The following is a 20134-nucleotide window of genomic DNA, read 5'->3' as shown; positions in this document are numbered from 1 at the left end:
AGCTTCACAGGAAGAGGCTGTACGCCGGCCCGGCGGCTGGAACCTGCCTGGTAGACGGCTGCGACCAGCGGATAAGGTCATCCGGAGCAGCGGGAGGCGGCTGATGGCGAAGGGGGCGGCATGGCAGGCGCAGACAGTCGCGCAGCCGGGGCCAGGTACCGGCAGTTGGCAGCCGACCTGCGGGAAGCCATAGCCTCGGGGGCCTACGGGGCCGGCGGGCGTCTGCCCAGTGAGGAGAAACTCGCCCAGCAGTACGACGTGTCCCGCGGCACCGTTCGCCAGGCGCTGTCAGTACTGCGCGCCAACGGCCTGGTCACGTCCCGTCGTGGCACGCGGCGCGTCGTACTCGGCACCGCACGCACTCAGAGCTTCTTCGAGCTGCTGAGTTTCACCCGCTGGGCACGATCGATCGGAGAGGAACCGGGCGGCCGCACGATCGATGTCGAATGCCGTCCCGCCGGCCCGTTGGAGTGTGAACAACTCGCTCTCGAACCAGGGTCGCAGATATACCGGGTACTGCGGCTGCGGACGCTGTCACGCGTGCCGGTCATGATCGAACGCAGTATTTACCCTGAGCGCATCGGCGCCATGATCGCCGGCCTGGAACCCGATGCCATCTCGCACACCGAGCCACTGGCGGACCTCGGAGTGGTGTTCGCCGACGCCGAACACACCATTGACCTCGTCTACGCCGACGCAGAGGACGCACGCCGGCTCGGCTGCGCGGCCGGCGGGCCGTTGATACAGGAGCGGCGGCGTGTGACAGATCCGGCGGGCACACCATTGGCGTGGTCGGAGGACCGCTTTCTGCCGGGCACGGTGGCATTCACGGTGCATAACTCGGTAGCCACGACAGCGCTTTCGCGCCGCCGTGGCTGACCGGGTCGAGGCGCTGCACATCGGTAGGGGGAATTCCCGCCGCCGTCCCTTCACCTGGCCGGCCGGAGCGAGCAGCAGGATGTTGCCGAGGGCGTCTGGTTGCGCTCCGTAGCGCTCTTGCACCACCCTCAGCTGCGCCTCGTCGTGGCTGTACCTCCGTTTCCCGCTCAGCTCCCGCACCCCCCGTGGAGCGGGCTCAGCCCTCCCGCACGGCGGCGGTACGGTGCGCGCGGGCCACACGTGCCAGGCCGGTTGCGACTCCCGCACCCACCAGCGCGAGTGCGGCCATCAGGACGAACACCAGGTGGTATCCCGCCGCACCCGGGTTGGCATCGAGGATCGCGCCGTACACGAGGAAGGCGAACATTCCGGGGGCGTAACCGACGAGGCAGGCGATGCCGAACGCGGTGCCGCTGACCTGGTTGGGGATGCCGACCTCGTCCATGGGCGCCCAGAACACACCGCGCATCGTGAAGATGATCAGTGAGAACAACAGGCAGGCGGCCATCGCGGGGACCTGGTTCTGCCCACCGGCCGGCAGCAGCAGGATGATCACTGTGATGGGGATCAGGCACACGAACCCGAGACGGAGGTACCTGCTGGCCCCCTTGAAAACCTTGTCGACGAGTACCCCGCCGAGCGGGCCGCCGAGGATCTTGAGACCGTACTGGTTGATGATGCCGTAGGCGCCGGCGAGGGCGGCCGGCAGCCCGTACACATACGTGAGATAGGGGATGAAGTACGTCAGACCGCAGTACACGACGTACACCATGAACACAGTTGCACTGACCCACCACAGCTGCGGCAGCCGGGCGGCATGCAGGATCTCGCTCAGACCGACACGCTTCTTCTTCGGCGCATCCACGGCGGACTCGGGGCCCTGGCCACGCAGCAGGAAGAACAGGAGCACGCCGACGGCGATGTCAATCAGCGCGTAGAAGGAGATCGCGGCACGGAAACCGGCGGCGCCCGAGCCGAGCAGGGCGAACACACCGAGCGCCGAGAAGGCGACCAGCGTGTCGACGACGCCGCGACCGCCCTCGAAGAAGCCGAACAGCCGCCCCTGTTCTTCCGGCCCGCCCAGGCGCCGGACACTCTTGAGCAGCGCCGGCCAGATCAGGCAGTCGGAGCAGACGGCCAGCACCGCGAAGATCGGCACCAGCTGCCCGTACCCGGGGAACGTGCTCATATAGAGCCCGAGCCCGCCCGCCCCGATCAGCCCGAGCGGAATCAGGATGCGGGTCGAGAACCGGTCGGCCAGGTACCCTCCGACCACGAACAGCGCTGTCGCGACGAGCGAGTTCACGCTCAGTAGCGCACCGATCTCGGTGTTGCTCAGCCCCATCTGCTGCTGCATCGGGACGTAGAAGACGTCCTTGATGTTGGCGAGCTTGTAGATGGTGCCGCCCGCCATCACGAGGACCGCGAAACGCGTCCCTTTGGCCCTGTCGAACCCGGTCTTGGCCGGCGCGGCCTTCATCATGATGTCCGTCATTGCGCACCTGCCGGGGCGCCGGCGGCGGCCAGGCGAGCCGCAGCGAGTTCGCGCATCCGGGCGAGCAGCCCGCGCACATGGACGACCTGGTCGACAGCCCAGCCGGGCTCGTCGGCGAGCAGGTCGCGCAGCGCCCATCCTTCGGGAAGGCCCGTGGTGCTCAGCTCCCGGTAGGGGATGAAGGGATCGTCGCCCTCGCTGTGATGGCGGAAGGCGGGCGCGTAGTACAGGTTCTCCTGCTCGAGCGCGAAGGTGATCACCTGCGGCTCGTCGTCGCCGAGCATGAGCAGGTCGAACAACATCCGCGCCCCCGGCAGATCGTCCTCCGGGCTGCCCTGCAGCACGCCGCGGTGGCCGAACCCGTCGCCCTCGGGAAGGACGTGCACGCCCTTCAGGTGCGCTTGCAGGACATGCGGCGCCAGCTGGGCCAGGGCATCCATCGGCTGTTCACACGCGTTGATCATGTTGCCGAAGTCGAACATGACGTGCAGACGGGGGTGCCCGACGGTGCGCAGCAGCTGAGCGATCTCGCCGGAGCGCAGTTCTTCGTGCTGCTCGAACGAGAAGTGCAGGCCGTGGATGTCGGCGAGGTCGCCGAGGCGGCGCAGATCGTCCTCGATACGCGACAGCACCTGCGACAGCTGCCCTTCGTAACGGGAGTAGACGCGAATGTGCTCGACGCCGAGGACGCCGGCGATCCGGACGGCCTCGTCCACGGGCTCACGCTCGGTCGTGCTGATCTCGATGTGCAAGGCCATGCCGTAGCCGCGGGCACGGGCGGCGAAGGCCCGAAGCCGGTCGTCGTTCATTCGGCTCAGGCTGCGCTCCTCGCCGTCCAGGACATGGACGCAGACGCCGGCCAGACCGTGCTCCCGGGCGAAGTCGAGGACGTCGTCGGGGCCGTAGGTGCCGAAGGTGAGGTTGGTGAGCAGGGCGTAGGAGTGACCGAAGAGCCGGACCCGGTCGATCCGGTCGATCAGCACCCGCGCACGCTCGGCCGTCAGGCCGGGGACCTGCTCGATCTCGGCTGCGGTGAGATTCGGACTCAGGAGTGCTCGGAACTGCGCATCGAGGTGGGGCATCGTTGTCTCCTTGGAAAGCGGGTCGCGACTGTGCGTCGCCGCCACCTCTTCTTCCTAACAACGCAATGGATGGTGCGTTAGAGCCATTGGCAGCCCAGTTCTGCGGACCAATTCGGCGGGCCCGCCTCTCGGGCTACACCTCGGCAGCTCCGCCGGATTCGAGCCGCTCGAACGCCCCTGCCATCCGCGCCACGGCACGCGCCATGTGCTCGGCTGCGGTGCCCGCGAACCCGATCAGCAGCGCAGGCGGCAGCCGGCGCTGCACGCGATACTCCCCCAGGGGATACGTGAAGACGCCCTGCCGGGCAAGACCGCGCGCGCAGTCGATGTCGTTGACGGATTCACCAAGCCACCCCATCACGTGGAGCCCGGCGGCGACCGGCCCCGCCGTCAGCCGGCGCGCAAGCTGCGCGTCGAGCTGTTCGAGCAGGGCGTCCTGGCGGGCGGCATACAGCCGGCGCGTGCGCCGCAGGTGGGTATGCAGGTGCCCTTCGGCGAGGAAGTCGGCGAGCGCCGCCTGCATCACGGTCGCGGGGGTGCGGCCGATCACCGAGCAGGCCGACGTGAACGGCTCGACGAGGTCGTGGGGCAGCACGGCGTAGCCCAGTCGCAGCGACGGCGCCAGCACCTTGCTGAACGTGCCGACGTAGATGACGTGCCGCGCCTGGTCGAGTCCGAACAACGGGGGCAGCAGCGTGCCGTGATAGCGAAGCTCACTGTCGCAGTCGTCCTCGACGATCCAACGCCCGTGCGCCTGCGCCCACGCGATCCACTCCCCGCGCCGCGCCGGACTCATGACCGTGCCCAGGGGATGCTGCCGGGACGGCGTGAGGTAGGCGAGGCGTGCAGACGGGTCGCCCCCTGCCGCCACCGCGCCCGCGTCGTCGACTGGAACGCCCTGGACACGGCATCCCTGCGATTGGAACGCGAGCCTTCCGGAGATGTGGCCGGGGTCTTCGACGAGCACCGTGTCGGCAGGGTCGAGCAGCAGCACCGCCAGGACATTGAAGGCCTGCTGTGCCCCGGAGGTCACCACGATCTGCTCGGCGCCGCAGCCGAGGCCCCGCACGTCATTGAGGTAGTCGGCGATCGCCTGGCGCAGTGGCTCGTACCCGCGCGGGTCGCCGTACCCGATGGCGGCTGCGTCGGTGCGCGCTGCGTGCCGCGCCAGCAGCCGCCGCCACACCCCGGCAGGGAACGCGGATGCCGCTACCTGGCTGGGGACGAACGACTCGGTGTCTTTCGGATCCCACCAGTGCGGCGCCTCGCTGAACAGGCTGGCACCGCGTGCCGACATCGCTGCGCCGCGCTCGGACAGCTGCGGGCGCGCAACAGGCGCCGGTGCCATCGCGGCCGTCCAGAGTGCGTCCACATACGTGCCGTCCCCCTGGCGCGCACGCAGGAACCCCTCGGCCGTGAGCTGCTCGAACGCGGTGACCACGGTCAGCCGCGAGACGCCGAGCTCGGCGACGAGCGTTCGCGTCGAGGGCAATCGGGTTTCCGGCGGCAGGGTGCCGTCGAGGATGAGTCCCCGCAGATGCCGATACAGCTGCAGGTGCAACGGCAGGGCGCTACCGCGGTCGAGCTTGACCGCGGCCAGCATCCGGCCCCCGGCACCTTTCAGGATGCGCGGGCGCGCCGGTGGGTTTGACATGTCCTCATCCTAGCCAGTGCTGCATCAGGCAGCGGTACGTGATATGCGGCGCGTGCAAGCGTCGGCACCTGCTCGCCGAAGCCCGTCGCCGCCTCGCCCACGTCCTGCGGGGCCGCCCCCACCGTGCCCGGCCCGGACGAACAGATCATGCAGGCCGTCGCCGACGGCCGCTGTACCCGCGTGACACGGAGGACCAGGCCGTGGCGCGTCCGCCGGCCCGCGCCCGCATGGGCCCGTCCTGCCGCCGGCGCGCCGCGGGCCCGGGTCCATGCGGTGCGGCGCTCGGATCGCCTGGGCTCCCGGATCCGGCCGCACACCGTCGTCGTGCCCGCCGCCCCGAGGTCCCGCCCGCGGCCGCCCCGTACGGACCGGAAGGCGAGCCGCGGCCCGGAGCAGGCGACCGGTGTCGCCGCGGTGGAGCAGACCCGCCGGGCGTTCGAGGCCGCCGCCAAGACGGCCGCCAAGCTCCAGGACCGCATCCGGGACCGCATCCGGGACCGCGCCGTCGCTCACGGTCCCCGACCACGGCCCGCCCCGGCCACGGCCCCGCCGCCGCTTTGCCTCCGGACAGTCGCGCCGGGCCCTTGTCCGTGCGCGCGGCCGCCTGCGTCAGCGGCGGCAGGTGTTTTCGGGGACGGGTCGCAGCGTGGGAAATGACGGCGCTGTGGTGTCGTCGGACGGGGAAGGTCCGCCGCCCGTCAGCGCAGATACTCGATCAGTCGGTCGGCCAGGTCGACCGGGCGCGACAGCGCAACCAGGTGACCGCCGGGGACCTCGTCGGCATTGATCCCGAGGCGGTCGCGGGCCACTCGGCGCTGGAACTCCGCGGGGAAGAACCGGTCCTCGGCTGCGGCAAGCACGCGAGTGGCCACGTTTGGCCACCGTTCGATGCCGCAAGGCTGGCTGAACGCGGCGTCGGCCTCGGGCCGGTCGTGCGCCGCGCCGGCGGCGGCGACCTCGGCGGGCACGTCGTGCAGGAAGTAGGTGGACAGGTCGAACTCCGGGCTGTACCCGCCTGCTTCGGCTGCTGCGACGCGGGCCGCCGGCGATCCGGTGTTGTCCCACCACTGTCCGGGCGTCTCGCCCGGCAGCGGGATCATCGCGTTGACCAGCACCAACAGATCTACTTGCACGTGAGCGCAGACCATCGGGGCGGTGAAGCCACCCATCGACTGGGCCACCAGCACAACGTCGTCGTGGTCGCCGATCGCAGCAACCACCGCGTCGGTGTACTCGGGCAGCCCCGCGGATTCGTCGGCGCCGGGCAGTTCAACAGCGACCGCCTTGTGCCCCCTGGCGTGCAACTCGGGCACCACACGATGCCAGTACCAGGCCGCACCCCCGGCCCCGGGAATCAGGACAAACATTCCCATCCCTCTCATTCTTCGCTTCGCTCTTGGAACATTGAGACCGCCGGGAACAATGAGAATCATCGGTCATGACCGTGGCAACCGTTTGCCAACCGAAGCACGGACAGCGCCACGTTCGACTGACCACGGGATGACCAGCCTCTTTGATGCAGACCGCCGGTTGTGCAAGCGGGCGGCTGCGGAGTCGACCCGGCAGAGGGACTCGGTGGCCACCGGCACTGCCGAGCCGTCGAGGGCAGTGGTCAGGCAGCGGGCCTCACGGGGCAGGCTGTCTCGGCGGCCAGGCGCCGTAGGGCGGCTTCGACCAGCAGGACGAGGGAGAGCACCGCGATCGCGGGCTGCAGGGGTGCCCAGTAACTCAGCGCGCCCGAGGTTCCCAGCAGGAGCAGGACCGCCTTGTTGCAGACAGGGCAGCCGACGGCGAGGAAGGACAGCACCGCACCGGCCGACCCGAGCGAACGCCCGGTCGCGTCGTCATGGCGCGAGACGGGCCGGGTTCGCACATAGGTGGCGAGCACCACGGCCGACAGCACGCTGGTGAGGACGAGCACCGGGTAGTTCCACCACTCCGGCGGCACGGAGCGGGAAAACAGCGGGGTCGGGATGAGGGCGGTGGGCACACCCAGGACGAGGGCCGCCAATGGCGTGGCCGCCGCCAAAGCGGCCCATCGGCTTCGGGGCCAGCAGCGCAGGGCGGCCCACGCCGCACGGGGGGAGCGGGAGACAGACAACGAATGACTCTTCCGGTCGGGGGAGGTGACAGGGACGCGCGGAAACGGCGCGCGGGCCTACACCCGCCGTACGGAGAGTTCGGTGAGGTCGGGAGGAGACGGGTTCGGCTCGAAGTACCGGACACCCGTGTGCCCGGATGCCGGCACCGGAGATGTCATCTCATCGGCCTGCGCCGGCAGAGCACGATCGAGCAGCGCACCGGTCCGCAGGTGCTGTTGCTCCGGCTGAACCTTCTTCAGGCACGACGCCTTTCCTGCGGAGAAGGACGCGTCGTGACTGGCGCCGTCCAGCGTCTCGTGACGCGGCGCCACGTGCGGGTCTGCCGCCGTCGAGGAGGGCGCTGCCTGGAACGCGGGCGGGGAGGCGGCCGTGGCGCAGAACAGTGCGGCCAGCAGGGTCAGCAGCGCGAGGGCGGCGCCTATGGCACCGTGCCGCTTGCGATGCATCGCCATTCCTCCAATCCCTCGGCCCCGACACCCTAGCCCAGGTACCCCCGGGCGTATCGACGTCCGGGCCGGGCACGTCACTGCACCGGGACCAGAGACCAACGTCGTGCCGGCGGACGACCAGATGTCACACGGCGGCCGGTACGACCCCCGCACCCGTTGTCATCCGTGTCTCCCAGTCCGGTCCGCTGACCGCGTTCCTACGTCTCCCAGTCGCCCTGGCCCCGCCGTCGGCCTGAGCGCGCGATGCAGCAGCGGAAGTTCCGGCGCCCCCGCGAGGTGCCGGACCGGGCTGCCCCATGTCGCGGTGGCCCGGATCGACTCCACCCAGCTGTCGGTGGATGAGATCCGCGCCACGGTGGAGGAGGCAGAGGCCGCGAACCGGTACGTCGCGGGGCACGCCTGCACGGCGCGTGCCGTCAACCGCGCGCTGCGGGCCGGCGTCCGGAGCATCGAACACGGCAACCTGCTTTGTTCTTGCTCCGTCCGGCCTGTTCGGGGAAAGCCGTCCGCCGGCCGCAAGCGTGTCGTCGCGTGCGGCAGGCCGGGGCCGGGAAAAACTGCCTGCTGAGGGCGTTCCGCCTGCTGGAAGGGACCACAGGATGACCACGGACGTTGGCCCGGCTCCCGTTCGGGTCCTTGTATTCGGTGCGGCCCGGCGTGCCGGGTCCACCAATGCGCAGTTGGCCTCGCTGGCGTCGGGCCTGGTCGCCGAAGCCGGTGCTGAGGTCGACATGGCCGGCATGCGGGATTTTGACATGCCGCTGTACGACGGGGATGTGGAGGCCGCCGAGGGGCTGCCCGCGGGTGCTCTGGCCCTGTGTGAGCGGATCGAGCGCTGCGATGCGTTCGTGATCTCGTCTCCCGAGTACAACGGCTCCGTCCCGGGGCTGCTGAAGAACGCCATCGACTGGGTGTCACGGGTACGGCCGCAGCCGTTCAAGACCAGGCACGCGCTGCTGCTGTCGGCCTCTCCGTCGCTGATCGGTGGCAACCGCGGCCTGTGGGCGCTGCGGGTCCCCTTGGAGCACCTGGGGACACGGGTCTACCCCGACATGTTCAGCCTGCCCCGCGCGCACGAGGGCTTCACCGAGGACGGCCGGCTCGCCCGACCCGAAGCCCAGGAGCGGCTCGCCGAGATCATCTCCGGGTTCATGCAGCTGGTACAGGCCGACGTGCAGTTCGTCTGCCTGCAGCGCCGCTGGTACGAGTTCCCCGGCGACCGCACCGACGCACCGGTCACCCAGCGGGCCGAGGGCTGACTTTGGGACTGGCCGCGCCAGTACCACGAGCGTCCGTGAACGGTTCGGCGGGGGAAAGCGCGGGCTGGGCGGCCGCAGATTGCGCAGCCGGGAGGCGAGGGCGGGCCCGTTCGGGTTCTTCACCCGGCACGGCAGTTCGCCGTTGGTGGTGGCGCGGGCGAGGCCTGCATGCCCCGCTTGGATACGGGCTGCCGCGATGGCCAGGGAACACGCTTCTGCCGGCCCACCGGGCGGCGGCGGACATCGACAAGTCCGAAGCCGTCCTCGTGGCGCACGAGATGCTGGACCTGGCCCGGGCCGGAGTCACGGACGAACCCGACCTGCCCTTGCGTGGTCGTACTACGCTTCCCAGGTGACGAAACCCGCCGAGTCCCAGGACCCGCGGCCCGCCGCCCGGAGCTCGGCCGCGCAAGGAGGGCCGCCCGGCCAGGGCCGCCCGGCCAACCAGGGGCGCCGGGTCGCGGCCCGCAACCGGACCGCCCTTATCGCCGCCGCCCGCGAGGTCTTCGCCGAACAGGGCCTGAACGCACCTCTGTCCGTCGTCGCCCGCCGTGCCGGGGTGGGGCAGGGCAGCCTGTACCGGCACTTCACCGACCGGGTCGCTCTGGCCTCCGCCGTCCTGGACGAGAACGTCCGGCAGATCGAGCGGGCCGCTGCCGAGCCCGGCGCGAGCCCGGAGAGCGTCCTGGGCGTGATCACCTGGCACCTGAGCCGCTCGACGGCGTTCGTCGACCTCCTGCGGGTTCGCGGTGAGCAGGCCCGCACCCTGTCCGAGCGCGTCCGCACCGCCCTGAGCGGGTGCCTGCCCGCAGGCCATCGCCTGTCGCCCGACGACGTCATGCTTGCAGTGGCCATGGTCTCCGGAGCCGTCGCCGGCCCCACCCCGGCGGAACGAGAGCGCCTGGCCCTGCGTGCCTGGCGGCTGCTCGGCGTCGAGGTGGGACCGTTGCGGCCCTTCGAGGCGGCCGTCGACGAGTGACCGTCAGCCGCCGTTGGACTGGCGGATCCCCTCGGCGAGCGCGGTGAACCTGTAGATGTACCCGCCGTCGGGGCCGCTGACGGTCATGTAGGCCGCCCGGCCTCCCGGGGCGATGGCGACGTTGGTCGCCGACCGCAGACCCCCGGCGTCCTTGGCGGGGACCTCGACAGTGGCGAGGCGCTCCCCGTACTTGCTGTAGACGGCCATGGCCGGCCGGCCGTGCAGCGCCTGGTAGAGGTTGCCGGCGGCGTCCACGGCGATGGAGTCGGTCTGGGCCAGGCCGCCGTCGACACGGATGGCCTTGTGCTGCGAGGTCACAGCGGTCTTGTCGGCGTCGAGCGACAGGTAGGAGACGGTGTCCTCGGTGAGTTCGCTGATCCACAGGCCGCGCGCCTCGGGGTCGAACATGACCCCGTTGGGGTGGGCGAGCCCGCCGGTCAGGACGATCGTCCCCGTGCCGTCGCGTTCGATGCGCACGATGCGCCCCCCGGTGTCGCCGGGCTTGGTGCCGTGCGAGTCGCTCACGTACAGGTTGCCCTCGTCGTCGAAGGCGATGTCGTCCGGGGTCATCCGCGAGCCGTCGACCTCGCCGGAGAAGAACGTGCGCGGGTCCGAGCCGTCCCGCTCGATGCTGACGACGGAACCGGTGGCGAAGTCGGTGAGGTACAGGCGCCCGTCGTACGGGCTGATCTGAGCGGAAGTGTAGGCACCTGTCTTGTCGGTGTAGACGCCCTGGTGCTCACCGGTGGCCACGTCGACGGAGATGACCTTGGGTTCGCCCGGGGGCGCGGTGACGTCCACGACGTACAGGTCGCCGTTCTCCATCAGGACCGGGCCCTCCAGCAGTGTCATGCCGGTGGCCTCGTGCACGTCGGTCACGTGCGCGACCCGGGTGGCCCGGATGCCTCGGCCCTCTTTGGACGGCGAGGAGTCCGAGGCCGGGGCGGCGCCGGTCTTAGTGCCGCATCCGGTCAGTGCCAGGAGTCCGATGGCTGCCAGACCCGCCAGGGCGCGGAGTGTGCGGTGCGTGGTCATGGGGTGGTGTGGCTCCTTCCTGTCGCGTCCGGCACGTCCGGACGCCGTGTCGTGCAGGAGAAGTGCCCCGGCTGTGGCGCCGGGCGCGAAGGGGCGGCCCCCTCACCGAGAGGGCGGGCCGTGGGAGGGGCCCGGCCGGGCAGCGATCAGGCGGCCGACCAGCCGCCGTCAGAGGGCAGGATCGCGCCGTTGATGTTCACCGCGTCCTTGCTGAGCAGGAACGTGATCGAGGCGGCCAGCTCCTCGGCCGTGGCCAGGCCGGGGATCGCCACCCGCATCTTCGCGGTGCGGACCGAGCCGTACGGGGCGCCGGCCGGCACGTGGATGCCGGTGGCCACGGCGCCCGGGGCGACGGCGTTGACCTGAACGCCCGTGCCCGCGTACTGGTAGGCCGACGACTTTGTCAGGCCCACCAGGGCGTGCTTGGAGGTCGTGTAGGCGGCGCCGGCCGCCGAGCCGCGCAGGGCGGCCTCGGAGACGACGTTGACGATCCGGCCGCCGCCCGCGGCGAGCATGCCGGGCACGACCGCGCGCATCAGACGCATGGGGCCGTCGACATTGATCCGCAGGACGCGCTCCCAGATCGTGTCGTCGACCTCGTGCACGGCGGCGTCGTCGTCCATCACCCCCGCGACGTTTGCCAGGGCGTCCACACGGCCGTCCGCGGCGGCCAGGACGGCGGCTGCGGACGCGGGCGCGGTGATGTCGGCGGCGACGGGCACGACCGCCTTGCCCAGGTCGGCGGCCAGTGCCTCGAGTCCGTCGGCGGACACGTCGACCGCGACGACGCGGCCCCCCTCGCGCACGATGCGTGCGGCGACGGCCCTGCCGATACCGGCGGCGGCGCCGGTGACGACGACGGTCTGGCAGCCGAAGCGACCGGCCGTGACCTGCTCGGTCCACGGCTCGGGGGTGCCGGTCCCGACGCCGGGGCCGGGCTCCACGGCCGACACGGTGCCTGCGAAAGGAGCGGTGGGCAGCCGCTCCTCCACCCGGCCGGTCCCAGCGGCTGTGACGGGCGCGTCCGCGAGCTTTGGCGGGAGCTTTCCGCCGGACATCCTCACCAGCCGCTCCAGCGGCAGACCGAGAGCCGGGGCGAGGGCCTGTTCGCTCTGTCCTTCCGAAGCCGGCAGACCGTGCAGGACCTGCCCGGCGGCAGAATCCGCCGGCCAGTCGCGCAGCGGGGAGGCGGGGACGAGGTTCGACATCGTGGGCCTTTCGTGCCGTGGCGCTCGGGCAGGGCCGCGTGCGCCGGGACCCACCCCAACCGGACAGTGCTGTCCGGTTCTTGGGTTACGGTACCGGTGACCGCGCGGGATGCCGCGAGGACACTGCCCCCGCACGCGGCCGGCCAGCGCACCTCCCCCGAGAGAGGAATCCCCCCATGACCCTGCCGCAGTGCGACACCCCGCCCACCCCGCAGCAGACCGCCGGCCTGCGCGAGCGCTACCGCATCGAGCGGGAGCGCCGCGTGCGCCCCGAGGGACCGGGCCAATACCGGTCGACATCCGCGGAGTTCGGCTACTTCGCCGCCGACCCGTACGTCGGCGCGGTGCCGGAGCGCGAAACGCTGCACGACGCCGTGGACGTCGCGGTCATCGGCGGCGGGTTCGGCGGGATCCTGGCAGGCGCGCGCCTGCGCCGACAGGGTGTGGCAAGGGTGCGGGTCATCGAGAAGGGCGGTGACTTCGGCGGCACCTGGTACTGGAACCGCTACCCGGGAATCCACTGCGACATCGAGTCGCACGTCTACCTGCCGATGCTCGACGAGACCGGCCACATACCCGAGTGGAAGTACGCCCCGGGCGAGGAGATCCGCAGGCACGCGGTGCGCATCGCCGAGCAGTTCGACCTGTACGAGGACGCTCTCTTCTCCACCGCCGCCACCTCCCTGACCTGGGACGAGACCGCACAGCAGTGGATGGTTGCCACCAACCAAGGCGACGGTTTCCGCGCCACCTACGTCATCACCGCCACCGGCACCCTCACCGAGCCCAAACTGCCCGGCATCCCTGGCATCGAGGACTACCGGGGCCACACGTTCCACACCTCCCGCTGGGACTACGGCTACACCGGCGGCGGCCCCGAGGGCGGGATGACGGGCCTGGCCGGCAAGCGGGTCGGCGTCGTCGGCACCGGCGCCACCGGCGTGCAGGTCATCCCCGTGCTGGCCGAGGATGCCGGACACCTGTACGTCTTCCAGCGCACCCCTTCCTCCGTGGACATGCGCGGACAGCGGCAGATGACACCGCAGGAGGTCGGGGCGGCCCGTGGGGGCTGGGCGGCCGAGCGCCGGGAGAACTTCCTGCGGATCGTCTCCGGGGAGCACACCGAGCAGGACCTGGTCGCCGACCGCTGGACGGAGTCGGCAGCCCTGCTCGAGAAGCTCCTGCCGAGCTTCCGCCGCGACGGGGAGCCGGACTTCGAGGCCGCCTACGAGGCCGCCGACCACACCGCGATGAACGCTATCCGGGACCGCGTGGCCGCCGAGGTCACCGATCCCTCCACGGCCGCGGCCCTCCAGCCCTGGTACCGGTACGCGTGCAAGCGCCCCACGTTCTCCGACCGGTATCTGCCCACGTTCAACCGGGACGACGTCACGCTCGTGGACACCGCCGACAGCCACGGCATCGAGCGCATGACCCCGCGCGGCGTCGTCGTGGGCGGTGTGGAGTACGAACTCGACTGCCTGGTGTTCGCCACCGGGTTCTCCGTCGGCGCCTGCGGCATCACCTCCGGGAAGCTGCCCGTGACCGGCCGCGACGGGGTCCGGCTCCTCGACGTACGGACGCAGCGCGGCCCACGCACCCTGCACGGTTTCACCAGCAACGGGTTCCCGAACCTGATCCAGATGGGCTCGCTGCAGAACGCCAGCAGCGTGAACTTCACGCACATCCTGGACGAGCAGGCAGTGCACGCCGCCGCCCTGGTCGCCGCCGCGGAAGAACACGGCGCCGTCGTGGAGCCCACCCGCGAGGCCGAGGACGCCTGGACCGGCGTCTGCGCCCAGGGAACCCCCGACCACGAGTGGTTCCACGCCGAGTGCACCCCCGGCTACTACAACCGGGAGGGCCGCGGCCGCCCGAACGGCCCCCTCGCGTACCCGCACGGCGCCGTCGCCTTCCACGATCTCCTGCGCCGCTGGCGCGCGGAGAACATCATCGAGGTACTGCAGCCCAAGGCCTCCACCTCGGTCTGACCGCGACGACGGCCACCGCCCACCAGGGGACGGCCACCCGTACGAGGCCATCTGCTCCCGCAACGGGCCAGTCCTGGTGACCCGTTCCGCATCCTTCCCGCACTCGCCGAGGCGCCGGCATCGGCAGGGCGCCTGCGCTCTTCGTGGTGTGCCGGGACGTCAGGCCGGCCGGATCGGGAGAGTTGATCCGGCCGGTCCCGGCCCGGGACACCGCCGCCGGTGCCGTCAGTCGCTGTAGACGCCGACCTCTCGGAGTGAGCAGCCCCACTTGGTGCCGCGCTCCAGGCCGTGGATTCGTACGTGGCGCGCCGGAGTCCGGGCGAACCACGCCGTGTCCAGGCCGCCGTCACCAGCGGTCGTCGACCATGCCGTCTGCCAGTTCGTGCCGTCCTGCGACAGGTCGATGCGGTACGACTTCGCGTATGCCGCCTCCCAGTCGAGGGTGACGCGCTTGACCGGCTTCGCGGATCCGAGGTCGATCTGCAGCCACTGGTCGTCCTTCCACTCGCTGGCCCAGCGGGTGTCCTTGTCTCCGTCCACGGCCTTGCCGGGAGCGAAGCTGACGAACGGGTTCCACCACTCCGACGTGGACGCCGAGGCGGCCGCACCCGAGGCCAGATTCACCCCGGACTTGTGCTTCTCGGAGTTCCCCCAGGTGCGGAGGTAGGACTCGGCACCCGTGAAGAGGTCGTCCACGACCTCCTGGCCGCCGACGATCCGGATGTCCTCGATCCAGTCCGGGACCATGCCGTAGTGCGCCGCACCATCGGTGTTGAGGTCCCACGTGCGCTCGCCGGTGGTCTGCTTGTCGATCACCGACCCGCCGTCCGTGCTGCGGAAGGGGTACTTCACCGGGTTGGGCGTGTCCCCGCCCCGGGGGCCCGGCCAGCCGCCGACGCCGTTCATGTCGGTGCCGTAGCCGTAGCCGACCTGGTACTTCTCGCGCAGCGCGTCCGTGCGCCCGGCCTCCGCGCTGAACGCCGCGGAGCCGCTCATGTACTGGGTGGCGAACCCGCCGAGCTTGTAGAGCCGCTCGGTCCACCCCAGGTCCATCCAGCTGTGCGAGGAGATGACGCCCGGGTACGACTCGGACTCGAGGACGTCGAAGGCCTGATCCGCGGCCTTGACGCTCATGTGGTCGACCTCCAGCATCATGTGGCGCTTCATCAGCCCGCGCACCGCATACTCACCCAGGCTGGTCAGCCCGCGGGTGTTGCACTGCGCGCCCGAGGCGTACGAGGGGACGGCCACCCCCTCCGGCAGTTGCTTCTCCGCCTCCGCCGCCACCGCGTTGCCGATGGGGTTGTCGTGCTGCGGGCCGCGGCAGGTCTCCGTCTTCCAGAAGGTGCCGGTCGACAGGAACTGGCCCACGTTGATCGCCGTGCCGAGGGCGCCGGAGTCGTAGCGCACCCCGCACAGGGCGTTGTCGAACTTGTGGCACAGGAACATGCTGCTCACGCCCAGTTCGTGCAGCTCGTCCAGGCCGCGGTCGATGTCCTCCTTGCTGCACTGCGCGATGTCCAGGATCTGCTTGCAGCCGAACGGCTCGGAAGTCTCGACCCCCAGGACGACGGCCAGCTTGCCCTGCTCGATGACCTCGCGGGCCTGCGCGCTGCTGGTGACGATCCGGAACCAGCCCTTGCCCGGGCCGCCGTACATCTTGTCGATGAAGGCCTGCATGTCGTACGACTTCTTCGCCTCAAGACGGATGGCGGTCATCTCGTCGCAGCTGCGGTCCTTGAAGAAGTAGACCGAGCAGATCACGCCGTTGGTGACCAGGTCGTTGACCAGCACCCGCTGGCCGCCGCGCCATGCCCGCTCGATTCCGGCGTAGTAGTTCTGCTGGTGGGTCAGCGAGTCGTGGGCGGGCCAGTCCTTGAAGGTGGGCCACCCATTGGGGTCGTGCTTGCCGTCGCCGCCCTTGGTGATGAAGTCGAAGATGGCGAGCGAGCCGTCGGGGTAGTGCTCGGGGCAGTCCTTGAGCGCATCGGCGACGCCCTGCTCCGAGAACGGCTTGCCGCAGATCAGCCGGCCGCCGAAGCCCTCGTTGGCCATGATGTGGTCGTGGGCGTCGACGAAGCCTCTTACGCGGCCCTGGGCGTCGGTGCCCTTGAAGGGCTCGCCCGTGACGTCGATCTGCGCGTCGGGCGCAGGCCGCGCGGTCGGGGTCCACCAGCCGGGGTCGGGCTCCGCCGCGGAGCTGGGCATCGGGCCGAGTACCAGGGCCATCACGGCGAGGAGCAGTGACACCACCGTGAGGGAGCTGAGTCTGCGGCGCGGAGATTGAACCATGGTCATCACTCACTTTGATTGACATGTGCACTCAAGTTACTGACGAGTTTTCAGAATCGCGACCACTGTCGGCGGAGTCAACGGTCCGGGCCGAGAAACATGAGGATTGCTCAGCTTTGGTGAACTCCTGCTCGGCTGCGGTCAGGTGAGGGTTGATCGGGTGTCGAGTGGCCCGCACGGTCAGGCCCGCCGGTTTGGCTGACGTCAGGCCACGCTGCGGATGCGGTTGACGAGGAGGCCGCCGATGAGGATGACCAGGGCCGCGGTGGTGTAGAGGCCGGTGTAGCCGCCGAGGTGGGTGATGATCGGCGAGGCGAGGGCGGGGGCGAGGACCTGCGGGCCGGAGTTGGCGATGTTGATGACGCCGAGGTCTTTGGCGCGGTCGGCGGCCTCGGGCAGGACTTGGGTGACCAGGGCCTGGTCGACGGCGAGGTAGATGCCGTACCCCGCGCCGAGGACGGCCGCGGCGGCGAGGGCGGACGGCCAGGTGTGGAGCAGGGCGAGCAGTACTGCCGCTGCGGCCATGACCAGTGAACAGAGGACGACGAAGACCTTGCGGCGTCCGACGCGGTCGGACAGGACACCTGCGGGGATGGCCGTGAGTGCGGCGCAGAGGGTGTAGATCACCGTGAGGATCAGTACGCCGGTGCCGGGGTCGCCGTAGTGGACGGCGTCGGCGAGGAAGTAGAACAGGTAGAGGGTGCCGAGGGCGTTGCCGAGGTTGATCAGGAACCGGGTGAGCCAGGCCCAGCCGAAGTCGGGGTGCTGCCGGGGACTCACCCAGAGCGAGCGGGCGAAGGCGCGGGCGTCGAAGGCGGGGCGCAGTGCCCGGGGCAGGGGCGGCTCGGAGTGGCGCAGCACGAAGGGGAGGGCGAGTGCGACGGTGAGCACGGCGAGGGTGCCGTAGCCGGAGCGGACTCCGGTGATCAGCAGCGTGGTGATCAGCGCGCCGAGGACGAGGCCGAAGGACTGCATGAGGCCGGTCCAGCCGGAGACCTGAGCGCGTTGGGTGAGCGGTACACGGTCGGCGATCGGGGTGGTGACCCCGGCCAGCATCGCGTTCAGGCCTGCCTGCGCGAGGCACCAGCCGACGGCGACCCCGGCCACGGTGTGCTGGGTGGCGGTGACCGACAACCCCGCTGCCCCGGCGAGGGCGCCGCCGAGAATCCAGGGCCGGCGGCGGCCGAACCGGCTCGTGGTGCGGTCCGACCATGCGCCGGCGAGCGGGTTGGCCAGCACCGCGACGAGCGCGCCGAGGCCGGTGACGAGCGAGAGTGCCTCGTTCTTGCCGTGCGGGTCGATGTGCTCCAACTGGAGTGGCAGCAGGATCTGAATGGGTGTCATGAACGCCATGAAGACGGCGAGCGTGGCCAGCGAGAGGCTCACCGTCCAGCCGGCCCTGACCGGGGCGGTGGGCTCGGCGAGGACGGCGGCGTCGTCCGCCGCGGAGGCGTGGGACATGACGACTCCGTCGCTCAGGACCGCTGGGAGGCGATCAGGTCGCGGTACCACTCGAAGCTCGCCCGGGGCGTGCGACGCCGGGTGGCGAAGTCGACCTCGACCAGACCGAAGCGCTGGTGATAGCCCTCGGCCCACTCGAAGTTGTCGAGCAACGACCAGGTGAAGTAGCCGCGCACGTCCACCCCGCGGGACACGGCGCGGGCGACCGCGGCGATGTGTCCGGCGAGGTACTGGATGCGCGCCTGGTCGTGCAGCCCGGCCGGCTGGGAGCAGCCGTTCTCGGTGATCCACACCGGCGGAAGGCCGTCGCCGTAGCGGGCCTTGAGGCCGGTGAGCAGTTCCGTGAGCCCGTCGGGAACCACCGGCCAGTCGAACGCGGTTCGCTCGTACGGCTCCGCGGGCTCGGCCAGGTCGAAGGGCAGCGCGGCGGCAGGATCGGTTGGGGCGGTGACCCAGGTGGGGTTGTAGTAGTTGACGCCCAGCCCGTCCAGCGGTGCGGCCATGGTGGCGAGATCGCCGTCGCGCACCACTCCTCCCCAGCTCGGGTCGGTCATGCCGTAGGCCGACAGGTCGGGATAACTCCCCAGCAACAGGGGGTCGTTGAAGAGCCGGTTGTGCAGGGCGTCATAGGCGGAGGCCGCCGCCACGTCCTTGTCCTGCTGGGCGTCGGAGCGCAGCCGGACGGGCGTGCAGTTGTTGGCGATCAGTATCTGCACACCTGGAACGGTGGCCCGCAGCGCCGCGGTCGCGAGGCCATGGCCGAGCAGCTGGTGATGTGCGACGGGCAGTGCGTCCAGCATCAGTGCGCGGCCCGGGGCGTGGACACCGAAGCCGTAGCCGAAAGACATGTGGACGAAGGGCTCGTTCAGGGTGATCCACCGCTTGACCCGGTCGCCCAGCCGGTCCGCGACCACGGCCGCGTACTCGGCGAACCGATAGGCGGTCTCGCGGTTCAGCCATCCGCCCTCGTCCTCCAGGGCCTGCGGCAGGTCCCAATGGAACAGGGTGGGTGTGGGCTCGATCCCGGCGTCGAGCAGCGCATCGACCAGGCGGTCGTAGAAGTCCAGTCCGCGCGGCTCGACCTTGCCCGCCCCGGTCGGCAGGATGCGAGGCCAGGAGACCGAGAAGCGGTACGCGTCGAGCCCGAGCCGGCGCATCAGCGTGACATCCTCGTCGAACCTGTGGAGGTGGTCGCAGGCAACATCGCCGGTGTGGCCGTCGCGCACGGCCCCGGGGCGCCGTACGAAGGTGTCCCAGATGGATGCTCCCTTGCCGTCCTCGTCGGCCGCGCCCTCGACCTGGTACGCGGCAGTCGAGGCGCCCCAAGTGAAGTCCGCCGGAAGCCGGGGGAGTCGGGTGGCATCGGTGGAGCTCGTCGTCACTGGCGCCTGCCTTCATTGGTGATGCGCGAATCGCCCGGGTTCGGCCGCCCGCGCGCGGTTCCGGAATTCTGCCGACGGCCGCTCTTCGCGCCCCAACGGCAGCCTGGGTGGCCGCTGTTCGTGCCCGGGGCACGCCGTCCGAGGTGGGCCGCACCGTAACATGAACCACCGTTCACGTTCTATGGGTCGGGCCTGGTCACGATCTGGCCGGCGGGGAAGGGGGGGCACTGCTCGGGCAGTGGCAGCCTTGGCCGGGACCTCCCAGGGCGATACACCCAGGGCGAGCGTCGAGGCCGGGACCACGGCCCGCGGCGGCGGACCCCGGGCGGTGGCGGACCTCGTCGGCCGGCTCGGCGAACCCCCAGAACCGGCCCCCGGCGGGGGACCTCGGGTAACTGGGCCCGGCCGGCGCGAGTTGCCGGGCAGGGCCTCACCGGGACGATGGCCCGCGTCATGACGCTCAGGGCGCGGGCTGGTCAGCGGCGGTACCGGCCGGCCCCACAGTCCGGGCCCGCGGCCCGGCGAACTGCTGAACCGTTCCTGGGCAGTGAGCGGGAGTGAGTTCCGCACACTGGCACGCCCCGAACGGTTTTGGGCGCACTGGTCGTCCGCTTTCGCATCCCGGGCGGCGACACGGATCGTGTCCGTGGTCCGAGCCGGGCGGGCGGAGTCCCTCACGACCTGGCCATATGGATACGGCCAGAGGCGACGGGGAGGCCCTGAACCATCTCGCTGGTGGAGCAGGGGCCCCGCACGCTGGCACCGTGCCCGGCGTCCCAGATCGCACGGCAACGCTACCCCGACCGGCCCAGTGCATCGCAAGGCTGCAAGCCGACCATCACACGATCGAGCTAAAACGACCTCAC

16 protein-coding genes are annotated in these 20134 nt (G+C 70.7%); 5 read left to right on the top strand and 11 right to left on the bottom strand.

Annotation, left to right across the window (positions count from 1 at the left end; all coding sequences use genetic code 11):
• Window positions 1-165 precede the first annotated feature (165 nt).
• The gene (locus ACF08M_RS33980) at window positions 166-879 is read left to right on the top strand and encodes a GntR family transcriptional regulator (RefSeq protein WP_392189121.1); all 714 of its coding nucleotides are present in this window, start codon (window positions 166-168) and stop codon (window positions 877-879) included.
• 196 nt (window positions 880-1075) lie between these two features.
• On the opposite strand, the gene ACF08M_RS33975 is transcribed toward ACF08M_RS33980, so the two are convergent.
• From ACF08M_RS33975 to ACF08M_RS33950, 6 genes are all read right to left on the bottom strand, one after another.
• Window positions 1076-2374: a nitrate/nitrite transporter gene (locus ACF08M_RS33975; protein WP_392189120.1), complete on the bottom strand. Its 1299-nt coding sequence runs from the start codon at window positions 2372-2374 to the stop codon at window positions 1076-1078.
• Window positions 2371-3456 carry a sugar phosphate isomerase/epimerase family protein gene (locus ACF08M_RS33970; RefSeq protein ID WP_392189119.1) on the bottom strand — a complete coding sequence of 362 codons (1086 nt, stop codon included), beginning with the start codon at window positions 3454-3456 and terminating at the stop codon, window positions 2371-2373. The genes ACF08M_RS33975 and ACF08M_RS33970 overlap by 4 nt, the downstream gene beginning before the upstream one ends.
• A gap of 133 nt (window positions 3457-3589) precedes the next feature.
• Window positions 3590-5110: a PLP-dependent aminotransferase family protein gene (locus ACF08M_RS33965; RefSeq protein ID WP_392189118.1), complete on the bottom strand. Its 1521-nt coding sequence runs from the start codon at window positions 5108-5110 to the stop codon at window positions 3590-3592.
• A gap of 698 nt (window positions 5111-5808) precedes the next feature.
• Window positions 5809-6483: an alpha/beta fold hydrolase gene (locus ACF08M_RS33960; RefSeq protein WP_392189117.1), complete on the bottom strand. Its 675-nt coding sequence runs from the start codon at window positions 6481-6483 to the stop codon at window positions 5809-5811.
• 239 nt (window positions 6484-6722) lie between these two features.
• Complete coding sequence (locus tag ACF08M_RS33955; RefSeq protein ID WP_392189116.1) at window positions 6723-7211, bottom strand: hypothetical protein; 489 nt, start codon at window positions 7209-7211, stop codon at window positions 6723-6725.
• Window positions 7212-7268: 57 nt separating this feature from the next.
• Entirely contained in the window at window positions 7269-7664 is a 396-nt protein-coding gene (locus tag ACF08M_RS33950; protein ID WP_392189115.1) for a hypothetical protein, read from the bottom strand.
• 301 nt (window positions 7665-7965) lie between these two features.
• Here ACF08M_RS33950 and ACF08M_RS33945 point away from each other — a divergent pair, with 301 nt between their 5' ends.
• From ACF08M_RS33945 to ACF08M_RS33935, 3 genes are all read left to right on the top strand, one after another.
• Window positions 7966-8229, top strand: a complete 264-nt coding sequence (locus ACF08M_RS33945; RefSeq protein WP_392189114.1) for a hypothetical protein — start codon at window positions 7966-7968, stop codon at window positions 8227-8229.
• A 31-nt stretch (window positions 8230-8260) separates the two neighbouring features.
• Window positions 8261-8920 (top strand): NADPH-dependent FMN reductase, encoded by a 660-nt coding sequence (locus ACF08M_RS33940; RefSeq protein ID WP_392189113.1) that lies wholly within the window; start codon window positions 8261-8263, stop codon window positions 8918-8920.
• Between the two features lie 352 nt (window positions 8921-9272).
• Window positions 9273-9899: a TetR/AcrR family transcriptional regulator gene (locus ACF08M_RS33935; RefSeq protein ID WP_392189112.1), complete on the top strand. Its 627-nt coding sequence runs from the start codon at window positions 9273-9275 to the stop codon at window positions 9897-9899.
• Window positions 9900-9902: 3 nt separating this feature from the next.
• Here the strand turns inward: ACF08M_RS33935 and ACF08M_RS33930 are convergent, their stop codons facing one another.
• Both ACF08M_RS33930 and ACF08M_RS33925 read right to left on the bottom strand, forming a co-directional pair.
• Window positions 9903-10934 (bottom strand): SMP-30/gluconolactonase/LRE family protein, encoded by a 1032-nt coding sequence (locus ACF08M_RS33930; protein WP_392189111.1) that lies wholly within the window; start codon window positions 10932-10934, stop codon window positions 9903-9905.
• A 146-nt stretch (window positions 10935-11080) separates the two neighbouring features.
• The gene (locus tag ACF08M_RS33925) at window positions 11081-12142 is read right to left on the bottom strand and encodes an SDR family NAD(P)-dependent oxidoreductase (RefSeq protein ID WP_392189110.1); all 1062 of its coding nucleotides are present in this window, start codon (window positions 12140-12142) and stop codon (window positions 11081-11083) included.
• 176 nt (window positions 12143-12318) lie between these two features.
• Between ACF08M_RS33925 and ACF08M_RS33920 the strand changes: the two genes are divergently transcribed.
• Window positions 12319-14133 (top strand): flavin-containing monooxygenase, encoded by a 1815-nt coding sequence (locus tag ACF08M_RS33920; RefSeq protein ID WP_392189109.1) that lies wholly within the window; start codon window positions 12319-12321, stop codon window positions 14131-14133.
• A 225-nt stretch (window positions 14134-14358) separates the two neighbouring features.
• Here the strand turns inward: ACF08M_RS33920 and ACF08M_RS33915 are convergent, their stop codons facing one another.
• From ACF08M_RS33915 to ACF08M_RS33905, 3 genes are all read right to left on the bottom strand, one after another.
• The gene (locus tag ACF08M_RS33915) at window positions 14359-16431 is read right to left on the bottom strand and encodes a discoidin domain-containing protein (RefSeq protein ID WP_392189108.1); all 2073 of its coding nucleotides are present in this window, start codon (window positions 16429-16431) and stop codon (window positions 14359-14361) included.
• 198 nt (window positions 16432-16629) lie between these two features.
• Window positions 16630-17886: an MFS transporter gene (locus ACF08M_RS33910; protein WP_392189107.1), complete on the bottom strand. Its 1257-nt coding sequence runs from the start codon at window positions 17884-17886 to the stop codon at window positions 16630-16632.
• A 14-nt stretch (window positions 17887-17900) separates the two neighbouring features.
• Complete coding sequence (locus ACF08M_RS33905) at window positions 17901-19268, bottom strand: GH1 family beta-glucosidase (RefSeq protein ID WP_392189106.1); 1368 nt, start codon at window positions 19266-19268, stop codon at window positions 17901-17903.
• Window positions 19269-20134: the final 866 nt, after the last annotated feature.

The sequence above is a fragment of the Streptomyces sp. NPDC015032 genome, from assembly GCF_043080425.1.
Lineage (GTDB): Bacteria > Actinomycetota > Actinomycetes > Streptomycetales > Streptomycetaceae > Streptomyces.
The sequence above is the reverse complement of the archived record's forward strand: the minus strand, read 5'-3'. Positions and strand labels throughout refer to the sequence as shown.